This is a genomic window from Dongia deserti (assembly GCF_003574735.1).
GTDB lineage: Bacteria > Pseudomonadota > Alphaproteobacteria > Dongiales > Dongiaceae > Dongia_A > Dongia_A deserti.
Genome location: NZ_QORW01000003.1, coordinates 266,412 through 288,354 on the forward strand (window position 1 = coordinate 266,412; position 21,943 = coordinate 288,354).

Below are 21,943 nucleotides of genomic sequence, written 5' to 3' on the forward strand. Positions count from 1 at the left end.
CAAGATGAAGCGCAACCTGCTCACCTTTTTCATCCTGGGCGGATTGATCCTGCTGGCCGTGGTGGCGAGCCAGGTTGTCGGCATCCGACTCTATGATCGCGTTGCCACGAACCTCTGCATCTCGCTCACGCTGGTTCTGGGCCTGCAGGTCTTCATGGGAAATTCCGGCATCCTGTCGTTCGCGCACATAGGCTTCATGGGCATCGGCGCGTATGCCAGTGCTTTGCTCACCATTCCCACCATGATGAAGGGAATGGCGCTACCGGATCTGTATCCCTTCCTCAAAGACGTGCAGCTATCGCCCTATATCGCCATCGCAGTCAGCGGCCTGGTTGCCGCGTTGGTGGCGGCGATCGTCTCCTATCCGCTGATGCGCCTATCCGACGCAGCGGCAGTCATCACCTCTTTCGCCCTCCTGGTCGTGCTCCATACGGTCATGACCCACTGGAGCGCGCTGACCAACGGCCCGCGGACTCTGTTCGGTGTTCCCAAGGCGACCGACGTCAAGCTTGCTGCGCTGGTGGCGCTCCTCGCCCTTGTCACCGCCCTTGCCTTCAAGGAATCCCGCACCGGCAAGCTTCTGCGCGCCAGCCGCGACGACGAGCGCGCCGCGGCGGCCGTCGGGGCGCGCATCCCGCAGTTGCGCTGGCGCGCCTTTATCCTGGCCGCGCTTTTTACCGGCATCGGCGGCGCGTTGTGGGGGCACTTCATCACCTCGTTCTCGCCGCGCGCCTTCTATCTCAAGGAAACCTTCCTCATCCTCTCGATGTTGGTGATCGGCGGCGCGAACACGGTGACGGGCGCGGTCATCGGCACCTTCATCGTGACGGCCGCCTATGAATCGCTGCGTGGCATTGAAGGGCTGCTGAACGAGGCCAAGGTCTCCAGCCAGCCGGTGATCGGCCTGACCGAGATCGTTCTGGCCCTTGCCATGATGGCGATACTGGTGCTGCGGCCGGGCGGCCTGTTCCCGACACGGGAGATCGGCGCCCTGCTGGCGCGCCGCTTTGGAAGACCGGAGAAGAGCGGATGAGCTGGAAGACTTCCTATCGTTCCTTCTACTACGCCAATGCCGAGGAGCCCGCGGACATCAGGCTGGATCCCGCAACGACTGCACTCCTGGTCATTGATATCCAGAACACGTATCTGGAGGACAAGGACACGCCGGAAGAGACCGCGCGCTGGCAACCCTTCTACCGCCGCATGCGCGAGATCCTGATACCCAATACGGCCAAGTTGATCGCCGCGTGCCGCAAGCGGGGCGTGGAGGTTATCTTCGCGCGCATCGCTTGCCTGAAGAACGATGGCCGTGACCGGTCGCTGAGCCAGAAGAAGCCTGGATTCAACTATCTGCTGTTGCCCAGGGATCGCGCGGACGGGCAGATCGTGTCTGATCTCGCGCCGCAGGCCGACGAGATCGTGGTGTTGAAGACCACCGATAGCGCGCTGACTGGGACGAATCTGCGCCTCATCCTCCACAACATGGGTATCAAGGACGTGATCTGCGCCGGCATTTTCACCGACCAGTGCGTGTCCTCCACGGTGCGCAGCCTGGCCGACGAAAGCTACGGCGTGGTGGTGGTCGAGGATTGCTGCGCGGCTGCCACAGATGCGCTTCACCGGCATGAGCTGGAGGTCATCAACATGATCTATTGCCATGTTGTTCAACTTGATGAGGTGCTGGGCTTTTTTGCGTGAGGTGAGCGATGGCCGGCCTCTATGATCGCGACGCCAAAGCGTTGTCACGCATGTCCTTCCTGCGGTTCTTCCCGCAGGCCGTGATCGGCGGGGATGGCGCCCACCTCATCGGCGACGATGGCCGCAGGCTGCTCGACTTCTCCGCATCGTGGGGTGCCGCCAGCTTGGGCCATTCGCATCCGGCGCTCCGGGATGCAGTCACGCGGGCTCTGGAGAGCCAGGCCGGCGCCAGTCACCTCTCCAGTGCCAACTTGCCGGCAGTCGAACTCGCGGAGAAGCTGCTATCGATCGCCCCCAAGCGCGCGACAGGCCGCGTGTGGCTCGGCCATTCGGGATCGGATGCCAGCGAGACCGTGGCGCGCGCCGTGGTAGCGGCAACCGGCCGGCCGCGCATCATCTCCTTCAAGGGTGCCTATCACGGTGGCAGCGTTGGATCGATGGCGGTGTCAGGTCACCCCGTGCAGGAAGGCGTGCCGAAGGCGCCCGGCTTGGCACTCATCCCCTACCCGGATCCGTATCGCGATGGCGGCGAGGAGGCCGCTGCCAATTCTGCCATCACGCAGCTCGAAAGCCTGCTCTCGGGTCCGGTGCCGCCGCAGGACGTCGCGGCCTTGTTCCTCGAACCGATCCAGTCCGATGGGGGCATGGTGGTACCGCCCGCTGGCTATTTCGAGAAAGTCGAAGAAATCTGCCGGCGTCACGGAATCCTGCTCGTTGCCGACGAGGTGAAGGTCGGTCTCGGTCGCACTGGATCCCTGCATGCGTTCGAGCAGTTGGGTATCGAGCCCGATGTCATCATCTTCGGAAAGGGACTGGGCGGTGGCTTGCCAGTCTCCGCTGCAGTCGGCCCTGAAGCGATCATGGATCACAAGCCGGCCTTCTCCTTTCAGACCGTACACGGCAACCCGGTCTGCGCCGCCGCCGGCCTTGCAGTCCTGCAGACGATCGAGCGTGAGCGACTGACCGAGAACGCGGCAACAGTTGGTCGGCATCTGCTGGAGCGACTGTTGAGATTGAAGGACAAGCACGCCATCATCGGCGATGCCCGCGGCCGAGGATTGTCGATCGGCGTCGAACTGGTTGTCGACCGCGCGAACAAGGAGCCGGCGAAAACAGAGGCCGCGCTCATCGTCTACCGCGCGTTCGAACTCGGCCTCGTGCTCTACTACGTCGGCATCAATTCCAACGTTCTGGAGTTCACGCCGCCGCTGACCTTGACCAAGGAGCAGGCCGATGAGGGCGTGGCTCTGCTCGACCAGGCGATTTGCGACGTGGCGGCCGGACGGGTGGACCGTTCTGCACTCGCCGCCTTCGCTGGCTGGTAGCCTCGCTATCTGCCTGATGGCACTCGGCTGGGCTGCTGTCCGTCCCCGCGGGAGCAAATTACCCCTGCAGCCGTTCTCAGTTCGTGTTTCCGAAGGAACCGGACATGCGAAGCCGTCTGACAACTGTGCTGCTGATCGCGCTAACCGTTCTGCTGGCGATCAATATCACGCGGCCGTACGTGGATCGTCTCCTGTTCGCGGCCACGGAACCGCGCGCGATCACGCCGCGCGGAACCCTCGCCGAGTTCGAGCAGACCGCCAAGCAGATCTTCGAGACGGTGAGCCCCTCGGTCGTACATGTCGTCGTCCAGGTGCCAGGCGGCCTGCGCGGCGACCCGGGCGCGGCGCAATCGGGCACTGGTTTCGTCTGGGATAAGGCAGGGCACATCGTCACCAACGCGCACGTCGCGAGCGGCGAAGGCGCGATCGCGGTCCGGCTCGCTTCTGGAGAGGTCGTGCGCGCGAAGCGCGTTGGCGCAGCCGCGAACTACGATCTCGCTGTCCTGCGGCTTGACCGGCCGCAGAGCCTACCGGCTCCGATTTTGGTTGGGCGATCCGGCAATCTCAGCATCGGGCAGGCGGCATTCGCGATCGGCAACCCATTCGGCCTCGAGCAGACACTGACCACGGGCGTGATCAGCGCATTGAAGCGACGCCTGCCGACTAGCGGTGGGCGCGAGATCGCCGACGTGATCCAGACCGACGCCGCGATCAACCCCGGCAACTCGGGTGGCCCACTCCTGGATTCGGCAGGCCGCCTGATTGGCGTGAATACCGCTATCTTTTCACCGTCGGGCGCCAATGTCGGCATCGGTTTCGCGATTCCGATCGACGTGGTGAACCGCATTGTCCCGGAACTGATCCGAAGCGGGCGCGTGCCGACGCCCGGCGTCGGCATTCTGGCCGCGGACGAGGCCATCGCTGCACAGCTCGGCGTCAACGGTGTGATCGTCGCAGACGTGGTGCCGGGATCGCCAGCAGACCGCGCGGGCCTGTCCGGCATCGATCCATCCACCGGCGCAGTCGGAGACGTGATCATCGAGGCCGATGACAAGCCGGTGCGCCGGTTGTCGGACCTGACGGAAAGGCTTGAAAGCGTGGGGCTTGGCGGCTCAGTCGAATTGACGGTGCTGCGCGATGGAAACCGCCGCACCCTCGACGTCTCGGTCGTCGACGTCGGCCAGTGACTGCAAGTGGCATTGGCCTAGAGCACGAAGCGAGAGTGGTGGAGCAAGCCGTGACATAGTGATGACATGAAAGAGCAGAGCCATTATGCAGCAATCGTAATGACGACGAAGTTAACGCGCGCCGATGCGTTGGTCATCATGATATTGGTGGCGCTGCGCAACGCTCTGTTGTAGAGTTGCCAATCAATATACCGGAAGCAGTGATATTTTGGGGATACTTGTTCCGGCGCGCATGGCTGAGAGCCGTCGCAATTTTCCTTGCGGAGAGGGCCTTCGCAGATAGCGATACCGTGGAAGGATTGCAGCATGGCCAGTGTCTTTGCAGTCGTCCTGACGTTCAATCGTAAAGAACTGCTTCGGCGGTGCCTCGATTGCATCTTCACGCAGTCCCGCGCATGTGATCGCGTGGTCGTCATCGACAATTGCAGCTCCGACGGCACGTCGCAGATGCTCCGCGACGAGTGGGCCGGACGTGTGGAGGTTCACACGCTCTCGCGGAACGTCGGGGCATCCGGCGGATTCAATGTCGCCATTCGCGTGGCCTATCAGGCCGGTGCCGATTTCGTTTGGCTGATGGACGACGACGTCTTGCCCGACAAAGATGCATTGGCCAAGCTGATCGAAGCCGATCAATACCTCGCGGACAAGAGCGTGGAACGCGCCTTCGTCCTATCAACGGCGTGGACCGAAGATGGCCGCGTAACGAACGTCCCGAAGGTCGACACGCGGCCGAGCGACAGAGGATATGAGAATTGGCCCTTGTTCTTGGAACGAAGGCTTGTGCCGGTGACACGGGCAACGTTCGTCTCAATCCTTCTCCCGCGCTCCACAATCGCTGCATACGGATTGCCTCTCGCGCCGATGTTCATCTGGGGTGAGGATTCCGAGTACACGTTGCGGATTACCGGCAAATGCCCCGGCTTTCTGGTGTCGGAAAGCAAGGTCGTGCATCTGCGGCAGGTGAGCGGTACCGTCAACATCCTGACGGAAACCAATGACACCAGGCTGAAATACCACCGCCACTACATTCGAAATCACTTGTACATAGCGCGCGTCTACAGCACTAAGTTTGATTATGTCCGGTATGCGATCCGGCAGCTTCAAATGCTTTTTACATTGCTTGGGAAGCGCGACCTCAAGAGAGCCCGGATTGTCGTGACCGGCATTCTCGAGAGCCTGTGGTTCAGGCCACCGATCGAAACGGCAGATACCGCGCCGGAGCAGCTTGGTGTCGCAATCAAGAGCGACCGGGCGGCTGCCGCTGTCTTGCCAAGGGGGTTGGAGTCGCTCCGCCGGTCTGCGGGACCCTCCACTTAGCTCTCAGAAAGGTGCCCCTGCCCCTTCCTGCAGCAACGGCCAGGACGCATCCTTGTTCGAGATGACGGTCACGGGCAGCGGCCACGTGATGCCGAGCCTCGGATCGCTGTATCGCACACCGCGCTCGGCCGAAGGCGTGTACGGCGCCGAAACAAGGTAACTCACTTCGGCATCGTCGCTCACCGTCTGAAATGCATGCGCAAAGCCCCGCGGCACGTACAGTTGCAGGCGATTTCGGTCGTTCAGCTCAAACCGCTCGTGCTTCATGAATGTCGGCGACTGCCGCCGCAGATCGACAATGACATCGACGATCGCGCCGGCGATGCAGCGAACCAGCTTGGCCTCGGTATAGGGCGGTAGCTGATAGTGCATTCCCCGAAGTGTCCCCTTGTGAGCGGAAAACGACGTGTTCTGCTGAACATAGTCGGTGTCCAGGCCATGAGCGGCAAATTCCTCCCGACACATGGTGCGCGCGAAGAAGCCGCGATCGTCGCCCTTCTTCTCGAGCTCGATCAGATACGCATCCTGCAGACTGGTCTTGTGAAAGATCATGCCCCGCCCATCTCTCTGCTCAAATCTGGTGAGGAACTGGATCTGCTGCCGCAAAAATACCGCTCCTGCTCCGCGTAAAGAGAATCGACAAGCCGGTCGGGCGGACGCACGACGTCCTCGACCGTCAGGACGGCATCCTTGGCAATAGAACGCGCCAGCCGACAGCCGAGGCTTAACCCAATCGGTAACAGCTGTTCCCGACGGATAGCATCCATGTTCTCCGCGACGCCGTAGACCTGATACCCGCCAAACTCTTCGATCAGCTCGCCGGCGGCGAGGTCCTTCTTTGCAGTTGCGATTACTCCAACCGTTGGCGGACCGGCTGGCGCAAGGGTTGCGTCATCGAAGAGCACGGCGCGCGCGACCGAAGTTGGAACCTCGAAGTGACACAGGTGGTACGGCGTGTAGAAGCAATAGTACGGACCTGTGCCAAGCTTGTAGAGATTTAGGTAATGCTTCTGCACCGGATGGTCGGTCGCGCCCAGCACGAACACCCCGGGCCCGGGCCGCGCCCCGACCACATAATCGACCAGGCCCGGCCCAGCCGGATCCAGGTAGGGCAGGAATTTCGAGACCGTCATTTCTATCGGCGTCAGTGGCGCATCGGGATCGCCGCCCGAGAAGTCGGGACCGATCATTCCGCGCTTCGCAACCCGCATCCCGGTGCCGTTTGCCACGATTGCCTGTTCAAAGGAGATCTTCGTGCCATCCGCGAACGACGCCACCATTGCCGGCTTTTGCCCCCATTTCCAGGCAAAGGCTTCCTGCGTCGTCGGATTGCGATAGGGATCGTGCAATCCCTTGATGTTTCCGCAGAGGACCGGCTTCAATCCCAGCCCGGCGACGAAGCGGTAGAGATTCATCTGTACGCCGGGCTGATCTCCGTCCGAGAAGGTGTAGATGACGCCGGCATGGTCCGCTTTCACCTTCAGTATCGGACCGACTGTTCCATCCAGCTCCGCATTCATGTGCACGACATGTTTGCCTGCATTGATGGCGGCCAGAACTGCCTGAGCCGCGTATTCGACGGAGCCTGTGACCTCGATGATGGCGTCCAGCCCGGCAGCCGTGGCGAGAGCCAGCGCATCTTCGGTGACCGCCGGCCGGCCGGCTGAGATAGCGTCTTCCAGTGCTGCTTGCGCATCGCAGACGATTGCTTCGCGACCAGCCTGGCGGAAGGCATCGACTGCCTGCTCCAATCGCCGGCAAGCGATCGCGCAAAGCTCCATTCCGGACGTCGAATCCAGGATCTGGAGCGCAATGCCCTTCCCCTGGAATCCGGCTCCGACCATGCCCACCTTGATCGGCCGGCCTTCCGCCTCACGGCGTCGCAATGCAGTGTCGACGATGATCATTGGAAGCTCGACGGCTGGCGGCGCCCGCCCATGGCAGCACTCTTCAATCCGACCACACCTTCCAAGGCGGCCCCTCTTTCCAGGTTCGCTCCAAGAGCTCCTTGTCGCGCAAGGAATCCATGCTCTGCCAATAGCCCGTGTGATGATAGCTCGACAATTGTCCGGCCTCGATCATGCGCGACATCGGCTCGTTCTCCCAGATAGTGTCGTCGCCGTCGATCAGATCGAAGATCGCGGGCTCGCAAACGAAGAACCCGCCATTGATCAGGCCGCCATCTGTGATGCCTTTTTCGCGAAACCCGTCGACGCGTGAGCGCTCTCGATTCAGTCGAAGCGCACCATAGCGCCCAGGCTGCGTGACTGCTGTCAACGTGCACCACCGCCCCAGCCGCCGATGCGTGTCGATGAGCTTGCCAATATCGACATTGCTGACGCCATCACCATAGGTCAGGCAGAACGCTCCATCGGACAGCAGGTGCCGCGCTCGTTTCAGCCGACCGCCGGTCATGGTATTGATGCCGGTGTCGACAACGGTCACGCGCCAATCCTCCTTCACTTGGCCCAGCCATTCGACGCGCCCTGTCTTGAGGTCGATGGTGAAATCGGTGGTGTCCATCTGATATCGCATGAAGTACTCGCGGATCATCTGGACCTTGTAGCCCCCGATAACCACGAAGTCCTTCAATCCATGGTGAGCATAGAGCTTCATGATGTGCCACATGATGGGCCGCCCGCCTATCTCCACCAGCGGCTTGGGACGAATAATTGTCTCCTCGCTCAGCCGCGTCCCCAATCCGCCTGCCAACAGCGCCACTTTCATTGAACCAGCTCCTTCGGCAGGCCAGAGGTTACGCGTGATGAGAGCCATTCCAGATTCGCAGAGAGCCGCCGTTCCTCAATATGCCGCCGCAAAACCTGCAGGCGCATGAACTGCGACTGCCTGAACTCCCCGTCCTTGAATCCCATGTCCCGCAGCCCATCGATCAGTCGGAAAATGGACTGAGAAAGCGTGACCTGAGGCCGATAATTGGGGGCCAAGGACTCGAACAGACTGAAGTCCACGCGGTATGACCGACTGTCCACCGGCGCCTTGGAATTGATGTTGATCGTGGTGCCGGGGAGCGCCTCAGCCACTGCTCGAGCAAGATCTCGCACCTGGTAGTTACGATCGTTGGATCCCGTGTTGACAACCAGGTAACGGCCACCGTCTTCCGGCGATCGCAGGATCGCCCAGTCGATCGCGCGCGCCATGTCGGCGACGTCAATCAGCGGCCGCCAGGGCGATCCGTCGCTCAGGACCGTTATTTCGCCACGTGCAAGCGCGCAGGCGACGAAGTCATTCAACACGAGATCGAGCCGCAGCCGATCAGACATGCCGCAAGCCGTGGCAAACCGCAGACACGTGATTGTCATACGTGTGTCGAGGCGCCCGAGGTCCTCCTCGGCGCCGACTTTCGATTTGGCATAAGCCGTGACCGGACCGAGTGGATCACTTTCCCGTCTCGGTGTACTGTCCGCTACGCCATACACGCTGCAGCTCGAAGCAAACACGAAGTTTCGGACACCGGCGCTTGCTGCCGCTTTCGCGGCGAGTATGGTTGCCGCGCGATTTATGTCCGCCGTCACGCGGGCGAATTGCTCGCCCATCGGGTCATTCGATATCGCCGCCAGCTGAACAACAGCTGAATAACCCTCGAACATGCGCGGACTGATCGACCGCACGTCTCCGAAGAACTGTTCGTCGAGCAACTGTTCGGGAAGCGACTTGGCGCCGGTCAGACAGTGAGCGAAATAACTGTTGTCGAAACCGTGAAGCACGGCACTGGGATGTTGGGCGCGCAGGTGGCGCACGACCGCCGGCCCGACATAACCCATGTTGCCTAGGACTAGGATTCTCACTCGCCTCCTCCAACATGGCGGACCAGGTGTCCCGCAAACGAGCGTGTACCCTCTGCACGGCTATCGGATCCGACAGGGGCACTTGATTCACATTCAGTCTTGAGCGACACAGGGGAGAAAAGATGTGCTCGCGCGGTTTGACTGATAGCCAGGCAGTCCGTCACAGTGCCCTCCGCCTGCCGCTCAAAGCGACGGATCCCCAAAGCCGCCGACCCTGTATTGCCCGTTTTCAACGATCAAAGGCGCGTGGCCGTCCGGCAGATCACGCCCGACCCCAAATTGGCTCGCGAATGGCGCCTATGCGCTCATACCCAAAAGGGATCCACAGACGCAAACATTCCGCAGCTGCAGGTCCGCCGCTTCCACTTCTACACCGCAACTTTCTCGACGATCACTCATTTTTGCGCTTGACCGTTTCGTTGTTTCTGAATTGTCGCAGGAAAAACTATTAAACCGTGCGTTAGTAAGGGAGACGATCGAAGCGCAGTGCCTCGACAGGCAGGCACGCAGATGGCTGTTTGCGCTTGTGGCACCAGGGAACGCAAACCAACCCGTCACCTTGGGGAGCGAAGGAGGGGGACAAGACGCTGGCAAGAGGGCCCTGATGCTCTTTAACTCATCATCATTTCTCTTTGGTTTTTTTCCTGTCGTCCTGGCAGGGTTTTTTGTGTTGTCCAGACTTGGGCACCAGCGGTTGGTGGGCATCTGGCTCACCGGGGCGTCGCTCTTTTTCTATGCGTGGTGGAACCCGATTTACCTGCCACTGCTCCTGGGCAGCATGATTTTCAACTACGTCCTCGGAGGCTTGCTGTTGAGCAAGCCGAGCCGGACGCTCCTGGCTTTGGGTGTCGCGGCCAATCTGGCGCTCCTTGGCTATTACAAATACGCCGGCTTTCTGGTGCAGACGGTCGATCAGCTTGCGGGTCTGGACTGGGCGATTCCGAATATCGTCCTGCCGCTGGCCATATCATTCTTCACGTTCCAGCAGATCGCCTATTTGGTTGACGCGCGCGATGGTGCGGTCGTCGAGCATGACTTCCTCAACTATTGCCTCTTCATAACCTTCTTTCCGCATCTGATCGCGGGGCCGATCACGCATCACCGAGAGATGTTCCCGCAGTTCAACGACCCCAACCTGTTCCGGCCAAAGATGGAGAATATCGCTGTCGGCCTGACGCTGTTTCTGATCGGGCTGGCCAAGAAGGTGGCGATCGCCGACACAATGGGCACCTTTGCGCGGCCGGTATACGAGGCCGCCGCGGACGGTGTGCCGGTCACCTTTCTCGAGGCGTGGAGTGGCGCCGTGTCATACACGCTGCAGATCTATTTCGATTTCTCCGGATACACTGACATGGCCATCGGCCTCGGCCTCATGTTCGGTATCAGCCTGCCGCCGAATTTCGACAGCCCTTTGAAGGCGCGCAACATCATCGAGTTCTGGTCGCGTTGGCACATGACCCTTACCAGGTTTGTGACAGCCTACATCTACAATCCCGTCGTGGTCCGCATGACGCGGCGGCGCGCGAGCAAGGGTTTGCCGCTGCCCAAGCGCAGCATCATGCCGGCGGGCGCCTTCATGAGCTTGGTGGCATTCCCGACAATCCTGTCCATGTTCGTGATCGGGGTCTGGCATGGAGCCGGATGGCAGTTCGCTGTATTCGGCCTGGTCCATGGAGCGTATCTGACGATCAACCATGCGTGGCGCGCTGTCAAAGTGCGCCTCGGCTTCCCGATCGACAGCAATCGCCCTGTCGCGGTCGTGGCGTCGGTGCTGCTGACTTTCGTTTGCGTCGTCATAGCGCTGGTGTTCTTCCGGGCCGATAACGTGCCGGCAGCGTTGAACCTGTTGACCGGAATGACCGGCGGGCACGGCATTGTTCTTCCGGAACCGGCCATCTCGCTGCCTGGCGCCGCGGCCATCGCCGACGCACTCAACCTGTCGATAGCCAGCCTGGAGTATTTCGGCCCTGCGCAGATGATGTGGATCGTCGGCTTGCTCGCCATCGTCTGGACCATGCCCAACTCCCAGCAGCTCATGCGCCACTACCGCACGGCACTCACGGCACAGCCAAAGCCGAGTTCGTTGCAGATCGCGTTCCCGGCCGTGGTTTGGCGCCCGAACGCAATCGTCGGCCTTGCTGTCGGCTGGCTCGGGTTCTTCCTGATTATCCGCGCCATCTCGGCTGCGCCGATGGAATTCCTGTATTTCCAGTTCTGAGGCGCTCAAATGGAGCAGCTCGCCTGGCTACCCATCCACCCCGATTTCGCCGGCGCGCTAAAGGCGGCGCGCCTTGTGGCCGATCCGGAAGAAAAACTGTCTCGGTTGGTGGAGCTGGCCAACTACCGCCGGAACTTCGTCGCGACCGAAAAGCTGGATCGCACAGCAGCGCAGCACCTGAGTAGCGCGCCCAATCTTCTGTCGGCGCTGCAGTTGCGGCAGGCTCGCCTGGCAGTCCTCTCGTCTCACACGGTTGACCACTTGGTGCCGGCAATTCGCATTGCCGGTCTGGGGCGCCGTACTACCTTGTCCACACACGTGGGTCCCTATGGGCTCTATCGGCAAGCGCTGCTGGACTCCAATCCCGATCTCGTTGCCTTCGCGCCACAGTTCCTGCTGCTGGCGCTTGATGCACGCGACTACACATCGGACATCGCGCTGAGCGCGTCAGAAGCGGAGGTCACTGAAGCGATCGTTAAGCACATTGACGAGTTGCGGGTACTCTGGCGCGCGGGGCGGGAAAGATATGCCGCCCAAGTGATCCAGCAGACGTTCGTTGCAAGCTCCCCAACCCTCTTTGGCTCTTATGACGGCCTTGTCCCCGCTTCCCCGGGCGCCTTCGTTGAGCGGCTGAACGATGCCGTTCGGTCTGCAGCACGCGAGGAAGGCGTCCTGCTGCTCGATGTAGCGTGGCTCGGGCGGCGTTGGGGCAACGAGGCGATTGGAGATCCCGTTCGGTGGCACCAGGCAAAACAGCTGGTGGCGCCGCACTTCGCTCCCCAATACGGCGACTGGGTGGCGCGAATCATTGCGGCATCGCTTGGCCTGTCTCGCAAGTGCCTCGTGCTTGATCTGGACAATACGATCTGGGGCGGCGTGGTCGGGGATGACGGGGTCGAAGGCATCCGACTGGGTCAAGGCGACCCGCTCGGGGAGGCCTATCTGGAATTCCAGCGCTATGTTGCGGCGCTCGGCAAACGTGGGATCGCGCTCGCAATCTGCAGCAAGAACGATCCTGCCACCGCCGAGGCTGCGTTCTCGGAGCACCCGGAAATGGTGCTGCACCGTACGGATATTGCGAGCTTCGTCGCGAATTGGGACGACAAAGCCAGCAATTTGCGGCGGATCGCGCAAGAGCTCGGCCTCGGGCTCGACAGTTTCGTCTTTGTCGACGACAACCCCGCCGAGCGCCACATCGTCCGTCGCGAGCTGCCGATGGTCGCCGTTCCCGAGCTGCCGGATGATGTCGCCAACTACCCAGGCAGCTTGGCTGATGCAGGGTATTTCGAGGCAGCCTCCTTCACATCCGATGACGTGATGAGGGCTCGCGCCTATCAGGCGAACGTAGAGCGGCAGGCAGTTCTGGCGCGCACGACCGACATGGAAGGATATCTCAAGAACCTGTCCATGACACTGATCGCTTCGGAGATCAGGCCAGTCGATCTGCCGCGCGCCTCGCAACTGATCAACAAGAGCAATCAGTTCAACCTGACGACACGTCGCTACACGGAAGCCGAGCTCCAGCGTCTGGTCGACGATCCTGCGATCCTGGCCATGTGCTTCAGGCTGAAGGATCGCTTCGGCGACAACGGCCTGATCAGTGTCATCCTCGCGCGGCCCGATGTGCACTGGGGCAAGAACGCGTTCCTAATTGACACATGGCTCATGAGCTGCCGGGTGCTCGGTCGGCAGGTTGAGGCGGCTGCCCTCGAAGTGCTGGCAAACGAAGCGGCCAATCGCGGCGCGCAGTCGCTGATCGGCGAATATCGTCCGACCCCGCGGAATGGACTGGTGTCCGACCACTATGCGAAGCTGGGTTTCGCGCCGGCGTCAGCGCCACGGGACGAGTCCAATAGTGCGAGCTTCTGGCGCTTTGACATCCAAACGCCTCCGCCGCGCCACTTCATAACGGTGGAAAGACTGTCATGACCGAGCAAGAGATCTTTTCCGAGTTGTCGAGCGTGTTTCATGACGTCTTCGACGACGAGACGATCACACTCCGTCCCGAGACAACGGCCGATGACATCGATGGGTGGGACAGTCAGGCTCATGTTACTCTCGTCGTGGCGACGGAGATGCACTTCGGAATCAGGTTCCGCACTGCGGAACTGGAGTCGCTCCGCAATGTCGGCGATTTCGTGCAGCTGATTCAATCTCGTCTAGTCGATTCAAAGGCTGCTGGGAAGGATGGGGGATGAGGCTTGAAAGGCAAGCAGCGGGTGTCTCGTTCGGCGGCCACAAAGCTCTTGTGGCGAGCCCTGTGAGATACATGATCGCGATCCTTGGCGGCGCGATTGCCGCCCTGGCGGTGTTCTGCGCCACCTATGGCGCCCTATACGTCACCGGCTATCTCCCGCCGCCGCCATTGTCAAACAACATATGCACCGATGAGAAGCTGCTCTTCTTTCGCAGGAATCCACCCGCAGAGCCGAATTTTGTGGTGATCGGTTCATCCATCGCCTGGCGCAACATCGATAGCGCCGCCATCGCCAGCGGGATTCCCGGCGCACAACCGCTGAACGGTGGTTTCTGCGGATTGATGGTGCATCAGTCGGCCTTCGTCGCGGATTGGATGATAAGCCGTTGGCCTGCCATTCGGGGCGTCCTGCTGATCGTGTCTCCCATGGACTTCAAGGCCTGCAAGGGCACCGGGCAGATATTCGACCCAGTCGATGCCAACGAGTTCACATTCGAAGGCGCGCCAATGTGGAGCTTCTACCTGCGATACTTCGATCCGATATCGCTTCATCACAACGTCATGAGGGAGATGTCGGAGCGCGAACAGGAGCGTATTCTGAAGGTGAGTAGACGATTCACCAAATACGGCGACAAGCCGTTTGATACGAAAGAGGATCGGGGCCTGTTCTATGGCCGAATGCGCGATCCGGATCCAGCTTGCCTCACCGCCCTTCGCTCCTTGGCCACGACGCTCGCTGAGCAGGGCCGATCCTTCATGGTCGTCGTCACACCGATTCATCCCGATTGGCACGCTCAGTACGATGCCGACCGCCGTTTCACGAAGCACGTTGTGTGGCAGCTCACCGATGCGCTAACCGGTACGCGTGCGCGAATTTGGGATGCAGACGCTGCGCGCGTCATTGACTCATCAGGATTCATCGATGCCGTCCATCTCCGCTGGTCTGCAGCGACGATCCTAACCAGCGCGATTGTCGAGCACTTTCGTGCCAATAGAGGTCTATGACATCGCGGAGAAGACGGGCGCATCATCCGCGGCATTTTGGATAATGATCCAGCTTTGATCGTCAGGCCGTCCGATTCCAGGCCGCGCGCAGCTCGTTAGCGGTTGCGGCGAGCAGGCCGCATGTGCCGATGGCCGCCTGCGCGCCGGCAACGAGGGCGGCATTGTCGGGAGCGATCGAACCGTCCGGCAGCAAAAGATTGTTTTCGAAGCCCACCCTGACATGGCCGCCGAGTAAGGCGCCGGCGGTGACGCACGCGTTCTCGCGAACGCCGAACGCACACACGCTCCAGTGGGCGAAACGCGGGATCTCGGCCGCAAGGAAAGGCAACAGGTCGGCAGGAGTCGATCGCTGCCGAGCCGTGTAGCGGCCCAGGACATAGAGCACCGGCACGTCCTCGAACGGCACCAGACCGCGCGCCTTGAGTGCAGCGAGCTTCACCGCTTCTTCCGGCGAATAAAGGATGATCTGAGGAATCACCCTCTCGGTCCTCAGCCAGGCGAGAAAGCCGGCAAAGGAGGACTCGTGGCTCGCATCCGGCACGAGCTCCCTCAGTGCCAGCGAGACCGCTTCGGGGCGCACGTCACGAACGACCGCCATCTGCTCGTCCGATCTGTAGATGCCCAGGGCCTCGCTCGTGATCTGAACGACCATCCGCTCCCCGACTGCGGCGCGAATTGCCGCGATTGCGGTCCGGTAGGCATCCGCGTTCAGGAGGTGGCCGCCGCTTCGATCGCGAACATGGACGTGGATCATGCAGGCGCCGGCATCGAGACACGCGCTCGCTGTCGCCGCGATTTCCTCCTGGGTCAGCGGCAGGGCCGGATGATCGGCCTTGGTGCGCCTGCCGCCATTCGGAGCGACGGCAATCGCGACCGGCAAGGTGCCATTCGGATCGATCGGATCATGGGTGGCCATCAGTCAACTCAATTGTTTCAATTTCTAACGCAGTGTAACACATGTTGCATAGCCAGGGTGAAGCGCCTATCGTGCATCTTGAGCACAGTTGCTGCCGGAGTGTCACATGACCCGCATCCTGCACCGCCAGATCGGCATGAATCTGCCGACAGCAGTCGGCGGCAGAGGCATTTACCTGTTCGATCAGGATGGACGATCCTATATCGACGCCTCCGGTGGCGCGGCAGTGTCCTGCCTTGGCCATGGCCACCCGGATGTCACTGCTGCAATCCATGCTCAGGCCGATCGGCTGGCCTATGCCCATACGAGCTTCTTCACCAATGATCCGGCGGAAGCGCTCGCCGAGCGGCTAATCGCCGGCGCGCCGCAAGGGATCAGCCATGTCTATTTCGTTTCCGGCGGATCGGAAGCGGTGGAAGCAGCGCTCAAGATGGCGCGGCAGTATTTTGTGGAACTGGGGCAGCCGCAAAGGCGCAACATCATCGCCCGCCGGCAGAGCTATCACGGCAACACGCTTGGCGCGCTCGCGACCGGCGGCAACGAGATGCGGCGCGCTCAGTTCCGGCCGCTGCTGATCGAGACGCACCATATCGCGCCCTGTTTTGCCTACCGATACCAGGAGCCTGGGGAAACCGACAAAGGCTACGCCGCGCGCGCCGCGCAGGCACTGGAGGACAAGATCCTGGAGCTCGGTGCTGAAACGGTGCTGGCCTTCGTGGCCGAGCCGGTCGTGGGCGCGACGGCCGGTGCGGTGCCGCCGGTCGCGGACTATTTCAAGCACATCCGCGCGATCTGCGATCGCTACGGCATTCTTCTGATCCTGGATGAGGTGATGTGCGGGATGGGGCGCACTGGCACGCTTCATGCTTCCGAGCAGGATGGCATCGCCCCTGACCTGATGACCATCGCAAAAGGGCTCGGCGGCGGCTATCAGCCGATTGGCGCGGTCCTGCTCAGCGAACGCATCTTCAAGGCCTTTGCCGATGGGTCCGGCGCGTTCCAGCACGGTCACACCTATATTTGCCATCCGATGGCATGTGCAGCTGCGCTGGCTGTGCAGGAAGCGATCGTGCGGGATGATCTGTTGGCCAACGTCAGGACGATGGGCGCCCATCTCACGCGGCGTTTGCGCGAGCGCTTCGGCAATCATGCTCACGTCGGCGACGTTCGCGGCCGGGGACTGCTGATGGGAGTGGAACTGGTCGAGGACCGCTCGATGAAAACGCCCTTTGACCCGAAACGCAAAGTGAACGCCCGGGTCAAGCAGGAGGCGATGGCGCGCGGACTGGTGATCTATCCCGGTGGCGGCACGATCGATGGCGTGCGCGGCGACCACGTGCTGCTTGCGCCGCCTTTCATCATTGATCAGACCGCGATCGACCTGGTGGTGGAACGTCTCGGCGATGCGATCGATGCCGCGACTGCGTGACGGTCAGTCAGGCAGATAGGCACCCAGCGCGCGGAGCACCGCTTCAGCCTCTCTCACGCGCACCGCGGCAGCAGGTCCTCGGCGCGCGAGCATGGTGGCGGCCAGGGCCTCGACGATTGCGACGGCCGCCGCGATCGACGGAAAGAATGACGGGCTCTCCGTCGAGAAGCGCAGGGTGACGTCGGCATGTCGGGCAATCGGTGCGGCCATGCTGTCGGCAAGGGCGACAACGGGCGCGCGATGCCGACGGGCAGTCTCCACCACCGGCCCAAGCTCCCGCGAATAAGGCGTAAACCCGATCACCACCACGGCATCTTTCTTGCCGATGGTGGCAAGCTCCGCCTCCAGCGCACCGCCATCCCCGCCCAGCAGCGCGACATCCCGGCAGAACATGCGGCACAGGTAGACCAGCGTATGCGCGGGCGCGCGGCAGCTTCGGAAACCGGCAACCCGTATCCGTTCCGCCCGTTCCAAGATGGAACAGGCCTTGCCAACCTCCCTGCTTCCATTGCCGGCTGCCGCCAGATTGGCCGCGGCCGCTTTCAGCGAATCCACGAAGACCGCCTGCGAGCCCCGCTGGACCAGGGCGTCGGCCCTGATGGCAAAGGGCATGCTGCCGGAGCGGAGCCGACTCTCGAATGGTCGCCGCAGTGCTGCCCAGTCCTCAAACCCCAGGCGCCGTGCCAGCCTCACGAAGGTTGTCGGCGTCGCACCCGAACGGGAGGCGAGGACGCGCATCGAAACCAGCGCCACGTCGTCCGGATGATCGACCAGAAACCGCGCGGCCTTGCGCAGCTCTGCGCTCAGTTCCGGGAGCTGCGCAAGGATACGTGACTGGACCGTCTCATAGTTCATGGGTCTCGTCCGCCATGTAACAAATATTCCTCTACGTTGACTTTCTGAAACAATTGTATCATAGGTTGGAGAACCGTTGACACAAAGATCAAGGGCCGGCCCAATGGCCCGCGAGAGCACCAAGGGAGGATAAGATGAAGCACAACCGAATGATCGGTCGTGGCGCGCAGATTGCTGCCTTGTCGGCCGCGCTTCTGCTTACAGATGGCGCAGTCGCGCAGGAGCAGCAGTTCGTGACGATCGGCACCGGTGGCGTTACCGGCGTCTATTACGCCGCAGGGGGCGCCATCTGCCGGCTGCTCAACAAGGATCGCAAGACGCATGGCATCCGCTGCTCGGTCGAATCGACCGGCGGATCGTCGTTCAACGTCAACACCATCAAGGCCGGCGAGCTCGACTTCGGCATGGCCCAGTCGGACGTGCAGTACAACGCCTACAACGGCGAGGAGAGCTTCAAGGAGGGCGGTGCCCACACCGATCTGCGTGCGGTGTTCTCCGTTCATCCGGAGCCGTTCACGGTCCTCGCGCACCCCGATTCTGGCGTAACCAAGTTCGAGGACTTCAAGGGCAAGCGCTTCAATGTCGGCAATCCCGGATCGGGCACACGCGCCTCGATGGAACGCTTGCTTGCGGCCATGGGCTGGTCGCTCAAGGACTTCTCGCTCGCCTCGGAACTGAAGGCGGATGAACATGGGCCGGCTCTGTGCGACCGCAAGATCGACGGCTTCTTCTATGGTGTCGGCCACCCCTCGGCCAACATCCAGGACCCGACCACGACCTGCGCTGCGAAGCTCATTCCGCTGACCGGCCCGGCCATCGACAAGCTGGTGGACGAAAACCCGTACTACGCCAAGGCGACCATCCCGGGCGGTCTCTACAAGAACAACCCCGACGATACCCAGACCTTCGGCGTGCTTGCGACCCTGGTCACCTCAGCGAATACGTCCGAAGAATCCGTCTATCAGCTCGTCAAAGCGGTGTTCGAGAATTTCGACGAGTTCAAGGCGCTGCATCCGGCCTTTGCCAATCTCGATCCCGCCAAGATGATCAAGGATGGCCTCTCTGCGCCGCTGCATCCCGGCGCAGAGAAATATTACAAGGAGAAGGGCTGGCTGTAAGCTGCGCGATCCGACCGGGACCGGCGGGCTGGAGCGGCCCGCCGGTCCCGTCCGGCTTTGGGAGGCCTCATGAGCGGATCCAGGCAGCAGCCGGCCGACGTCGATCTTGAGCAACTGGTCGCGGATGTCGATGCCGGCGGCCGCGCGCCCAAAGGAGCCGTCGGGACTCTCCTGCTCTGCATCGCGCTTGCCTGGGCGCTGTTCCAGCTCTGGTACGCATCGCCCCTGCCCTTCGTCGTCGGGTTCGGGGTCTTCAATGACACGGAAGCGCGGGCCATTCATCTCGGCTTCGCGTTGTTTCTGGCCTTCACTGCCTACCCGGCCCTGAAATCCTCGCCGCGCGACAAAGTGCCCGTGCAGGATTGGATCCTGGCGGTGCTGGGTGCCTTCGCGGGCGCCTATCTGTTCCTGTTCTATAACGCGCTCGCCGGGCGGCCCGGCCAGCCGACGACGCTCGACCTCCTCGCCGGCGGCGCCGGGATCCTTCTGCTGCTGGAGGCGACGCGCCGCACGCTCGGCCTGCCGATGGTGGTCGTCGCCAGCGTGTTCATCTTCTTCACCTTCGCCGGGCCCTGGATGCCGGACGTCATCCAGCACAAGGGCGCCTCGGTCACCAAGTTCCTCAATCACCAATGGCTGACGACGGAGGGCGTGTTCGGCATCGCACTCGGGGTATCGACCAGCTTCGTGTTCCTGTTCGTGCTGTTCGGCACGCTGTTGGAAAAGGCCGGCGGCGGGAACTGGATGATGCAGATCTCGATCGCGCTGCTTGGCCACCTGCGCGGCGGCCCGGCCAAGGTGGCGGTTGTTTCCTCCGCTTTGAACGGCGTCGTCTCCGGCTCCTCCGTTTCCAATGTCGTCTCCGGCGGCATCTTCACAATCCCGCTCATGAAGCGGACCGGCCTTTCGGGCGTGAAAGCGGGCGCGATCGAGGCCTCCGCCTCGATCAACGGCCAGATCATGCCGCCTGTCATGGGCGCGGCCGCCTTCCTGATGGTCGAGTATGTCGGCGTGCCCTACGCGGAGATCGTCAAGCACGCCGTGCTGCCCGCCATCTTCTCGTATCTGGCGCTGCTCTACATGGTCCATCTCGAGGCAGTGAAGATCGGCCTCAAGCCGATTCCTCAGGCCGTGGCGCCAAGGAAAGAGCGGCTCCTGCGAATGGGCCTGGGCCTTTCCGGCACGATCGCGACCATCTGCATCCTCTATTACGGCATTCTGGCCATCGAAGCCCTGTTCGGCGCCGCGGCACCGTGGTTGCTGAGTGCTGCAGGCATCGCGCTCTATGTGGCGACGATCTGGTATGCCGCGCGGTTTCCGGATCTCGCCCTCGATGATCCGGACACGCCGATCGAGCATTTGCCGCGCGCCTGGGACGTCACGCGCACGGGTCTCGACTTCCTCATTCCCATCGCCGTGCTGCTGTGGTGCCTGATGGTGGCACAGTTATCTCCTGGCCTGTCGGCCTTCTGGGCAACGGTATCCATCATCGGCATTCTCGTGACGCGCAAGCCGCTGATGGCGCTCTTCCGCAAGCAGTCGCTTGCACCCGCCATCCGGGCGGCGGCCGCCGATCTGGTGGACGGCCTGGCGCTTGGCTCCCGCAACATGACCGGCATTGCGGTCGCGACCGCAACTGCCGGCATCGTCGTCGGCACCATCACGCTGACCGGGCTTGGCCTGATGATGACGGAGTTCGTCGAGTTTATCTCGGGCGGCAATGTCATCCTGATGCTGATCCTGATCGCGGCCATCAGCCTCGTGCTCGGGATGGGCATTCCGACCACCGCCAACTACATTCTGGTCGCGACCCTGATGGCGCCGGTCGTGGTCGATCTCGGGGCGCAGGCCGGACTGGCGATCCCGCTGATCGCGGTCCATCTTTTCGTGTTCTATTTCGGCATCATGGCCGACATCACGCCGCCGGTCGGGCTCGCGGCCTTCGCCGCGGCCGCGATCTCGAAGGAGGATCCGATCGCCACCGCCTTCCAGGGCGGCTTCTACTCGTTGCGCACCGCGATCTTGCCTTTCGTCTTCATCTTCAATCCGGCGATGCTGCTGATCGACAACGAGGGCTGGATTCATACGGCTTTCGTTGCCACGGCGTCGCTGATCGCCATCCTGCTGTTCTCCGCTGCTGCCATGAACTGGTTCGTGACGAAATCGCGCTTGTGGGAAAGCGCGGTTCTGCTGCTGGTCTGCTTCACGCTGTTCCGGCCGGACTGGTGGCTCAACCAGTTCTCTCCACCGTACGAGGAGGTGCCCGCCTCCGAGTTCCTCGCCGCAGTCGAGCAGGCGCCGCCCAAGGGCAGGATCTCCTTCGTCGTCGAAGGCATCAACCTGATGGGCGATGATGTCCGCAAGACCGTCAACGTCCGGCTCGACGAGGCCGGCGATCCGATGCAACGGCTGCAGGAAGCGGGCCTCAGCGTCACGCCGGCGGGCGACACGCTAGTGATCACGAACGTCGCCTTCGGATCCTATGCCAAGCGCATCGGGCTCGAGGTCGGATACGATATCGTGGCCGTCGTGAAGAAGGCCGACCAGCCCTCCATCGCCATCCCCATCGGGATCAGTCTCGCCATCGCCGGGGCGATCGCGGCGCTGCAATTTGCTCGACGGCGAGCCAGAACGGCGGAGCCCGTGCGCACGCCCAGCCGGTGATCCGATCGCGCTTCCCGCCACTCTTGCCGATGCGATGGACACTCAAGCTGTGTCGCATGCAGTAGCATTGCAACAATGCACCCGCCCTTGGCGAAATCGCAATAAGCTCTGCGTTCGCTGCTGACTTACACTCCGTCCTGCAGATGCTTGACCCGTCGCCAGGGGATCGCTGGATTTGACCCTCAAAAAGCGGAGACTCTCCATGGGC

At 62.0% G+C, this 21,943-nt stretch carries 19 protein-coding genes; 12 read left to right on the forward strand and 7 right to left on the reverse strand.

Features of this window, described 5'->3' with window-relative positions:
• Window positions 1-4: 4 nt before the first annotated feature.
• The 4 genes from DTX69_RS06350 (at window position 5) to DTX69_RS06365 (ending at window position 4,210) form a co-directional block, all read left to right on the forward strand.
• Window positions 5-1,033 carry a branched-chain amino acid ABC transporter permease gene (locus DTX69_RS06350; protein ID WP_119300668.1) on the forward strand — a complete coding sequence of 343 codons (1,029 nt, stop codon included), beginning with the start codon at window positions 5-7 and terminating at the stop codon, window positions 1,031-1,033.
• Window positions 1,030-1,698 (forward strand): cysteine hydrolase family protein, encoded by a 669-nt coding sequence (locus DTX69_RS06355; protein ID WP_119300669.1) that lies wholly within the window; start codon window positions 1,030-1,032, stop codon window positions 1,696-1,698. The genes DTX69_RS06350 and DTX69_RS06355 overlap by 4 nt, the downstream gene beginning before the upstream one ends.
• 8 nt (window positions 1,699-1,706) lie before the next feature.
• Entirely contained in the window at window positions 1,707-3,023 is a 1,317-nt protein-coding gene (locus DTX69_RS06360; RefSeq protein WP_119300670.1) for an aspartate aminotransferase family protein, read from the forward strand.
• A gap of 104 nt (window positions 3,024-3,127) precedes the next feature.
• Window positions 3,128-4,210, forward strand: a complete 1,083-nt coding sequence (locus DTX69_RS06365; protein WP_119300783.1) for a S1C family serine protease — start codon at window positions 3,128-3,130, stop codon at window positions 4,208-4,210.
• 83 nt (window positions 4,211-4,293) lie between these two features.
• Here the strand turns inward: DTX69_RS06365 and DTX69_RS29985 are convergent, their stop codons facing one another.
• Window positions 4,294-4,518, reverse strand: a complete 225-nt coding sequence (locus tag DTX69_RS29985; RefSeq protein ID WP_162916748.1) for a hypothetical protein — start codon at window positions 4,516-4,518, stop codon at window positions 4,294-4,296.
• On the opposite strand from DTX69_RS29985, the gene DTX69_RS06370 reads away from it, so the two are divergent.
• On the forward strand, window positions 4,517-5,527 hold the full coding sequence (locus DTX69_RS06370) for a glycosyltransferase family 2 protein (RefSeq protein WP_119300671.1): 1,011 nt from the start codon (window positions 4,517-4,519) through the stop codon (window positions 5,525-5,527). The genes DTX69_RS29985 and DTX69_RS06370 overlap by 2 nt on opposite strands.
• A 3-nt stretch (window positions 5,528-5,530) precedes the next feature.
• Here the strand turns inward: DTX69_RS06370 and rfbC are convergent, their stop codons facing one another.
• The 4 genes from rfbC to DTX69_RS06390 are packed head-to-tail and all read right to left on the reverse strand — an operon-like array spanning window position 5,531 to window position 9,333.
• Complete coding sequence (rfbC, locus tag DTX69_RS06375; protein WP_119300672.1) at window positions 5,531-6,079, reverse strand: dTDP-4-dehydrorhamnose 3,5-epimerase; 549 nt, start codon at window positions 6,077-6,079, stop codon at window positions 5,531-5,533.
• Window positions 6,076-7,434 (reverse strand): NAD(P)H-dependent oxidoreductase, encoded by a 1,359-nt coding sequence (locus tag DTX69_RS06380; protein WP_119300673.1) that lies wholly within the window; start codon window positions 7,432-7,434, stop codon window positions 6,076-6,078. The genes rfbC and DTX69_RS06380 overlap by 4 nt, the downstream gene beginning before the upstream one ends.
• A gap of 43 nt (window positions 7,435-7,477) precedes the next feature.
• Window positions 7,478-8,254, reverse strand: a complete 777-nt coding sequence (rfbF, locus tag DTX69_RS06385) for a glucose-1-phosphate cytidylyltransferase (RefSeq protein WP_119300674.1) — start codon at window positions 8,252-8,254, stop codon at window positions 7,478-7,480.
• A complete protein-coding gene (locus tag DTX69_RS06390) occupies window positions 8,251-9,333 on the reverse strand; it encodes an NAD-dependent epimerase/dehydratase family protein (RefSeq protein WP_119300675.1) in 1,083 nt (360 codons plus the stop codon). The genes rfbF and DTX69_RS06390 overlap by 4 nt, the downstream gene beginning before the upstream one ends.
• A 430-nt stretch (window positions 9,334-9,763) precedes the next feature.
• On the opposite strand from DTX69_RS06390, the gene DTX69_RS06395 reads away from it, so the two are divergent.
• The 4 genes from DTX69_RS06395 (at window position 9,764) to DTX69_RS06410 (ending at window position 14,753) form a co-directional block, all read left to right on the forward strand.
• Window positions 9,764-11,551, forward strand: coding sequence for an MBOAT family O-acyltransferase (locus DTX69_RS06395; protein WP_284735584.1), 1,788 nt, complete (start codon window positions 9,764-9,766; stop codon window positions 11,549-11,551).
• Between the two features lie 9 nt (window positions 11,552-11,560).
• Window positions 11,561-13,480, forward strand: coding sequence for an HAD-IIIC family phosphatase (locus DTX69_RS06400; RefSeq protein WP_119300677.1), 1,920 nt, complete (start codon window positions 11,561-11,563; stop codon window positions 13,478-13,480).
• Window positions 13,477-13,749 carry an acyl carrier protein gene (locus DTX69_RS06405; protein WP_119300678.1) on the forward strand — a complete coding sequence of 91 codons (273 nt, stop codon included), beginning with the start codon at window positions 13,477-13,479 and terminating at the stop codon, window positions 13,747-13,749. Before DTX69_RS06400 ends, DTX69_RS06405 begins: the two co-directional genes overlap by 4 nt.
• A gap of 71 nt (window positions 13,750-13,820) precedes the next feature.
• On the forward strand, window positions 13,821-14,753 hold the full coding sequence (locus DTX69_RS06410) for a hypothetical protein (protein WP_119300679.1): 933 nt from the start codon (window positions 13,821-13,823) through the stop codon (window positions 14,751-14,753).
• Between the two features lie 61 nt (window positions 14,754-14,814).
• Here the strand turns inward: DTX69_RS06410 and DTX69_RS06415 are convergent, their stop codons facing one another.
• On the reverse strand, window positions 14,815-15,669 hold the full coding sequence (locus tag DTX69_RS06415) for a BKACE family enzyme (protein ID WP_119300680.1): 855 nt from the start codon (window positions 15,667-15,669) through the stop codon (window positions 14,815-14,817).
• Between the two features lie 106 nt (window positions 15,670-15,775).
• Here DTX69_RS06415 and DTX69_RS06420 point away from each other — a divergent pair, with 106 nt between their 5' ends.
• Complete coding sequence (locus DTX69_RS06420) at window positions 15,776-17,098, forward strand: aspartate aminotransferase family protein (protein WP_119300681.1); 1,323 nt, start codon at window positions 15,776-15,778, stop codon at window positions 17,096-17,098.
• A 3-nt stretch (window positions 17,099-17,101) separates the two neighbouring features.
• On the opposite strand, the gene DTX69_RS06425 is transcribed toward DTX69_RS06420, so the two are convergent.
• Window positions 17,102-17,953 carry a MurR/RpiR family transcriptional regulator gene (locus DTX69_RS06425; RefSeq protein ID WP_119300682.1) on the reverse strand — a complete coding sequence of 284 codons (852 nt, stop codon included), beginning with the start codon at window positions 17,951-17,953 and terminating at the stop codon, window positions 17,102-17,104.
• A gap of 134 nt (window positions 17,954-18,087) precedes the next feature.
• Here DTX69_RS06425 and DTX69_RS06430 point away from each other — a divergent pair, with 134 nt between their 5' ends.
• Together DTX69_RS06430 and DTX69_RS06435 are read left to right on the forward strand one after the other, a co-directional pair.
• Complete coding sequence (locus DTX69_RS06430) at window positions 18,088-19,071, forward strand: TAXI family TRAP transporter solute-binding subunit (RefSeq protein ID WP_119300683.1); 984 nt, start codon at window positions 18,088-18,090, stop codon at window positions 19,069-19,071.
• 69 nt (window positions 19,072-19,140) lie between these two features.
• Complete coding sequence (locus DTX69_RS06435) at window positions 19,141-21,735, forward strand: TRAP transporter permease (RefSeq protein WP_119300684.1); 2,595 nt, start codon at window positions 19,141-19,143, stop codon at window positions 21,733-21,735.
• Window positions 21,736-21,943: the final 208 nt, after the last annotated feature.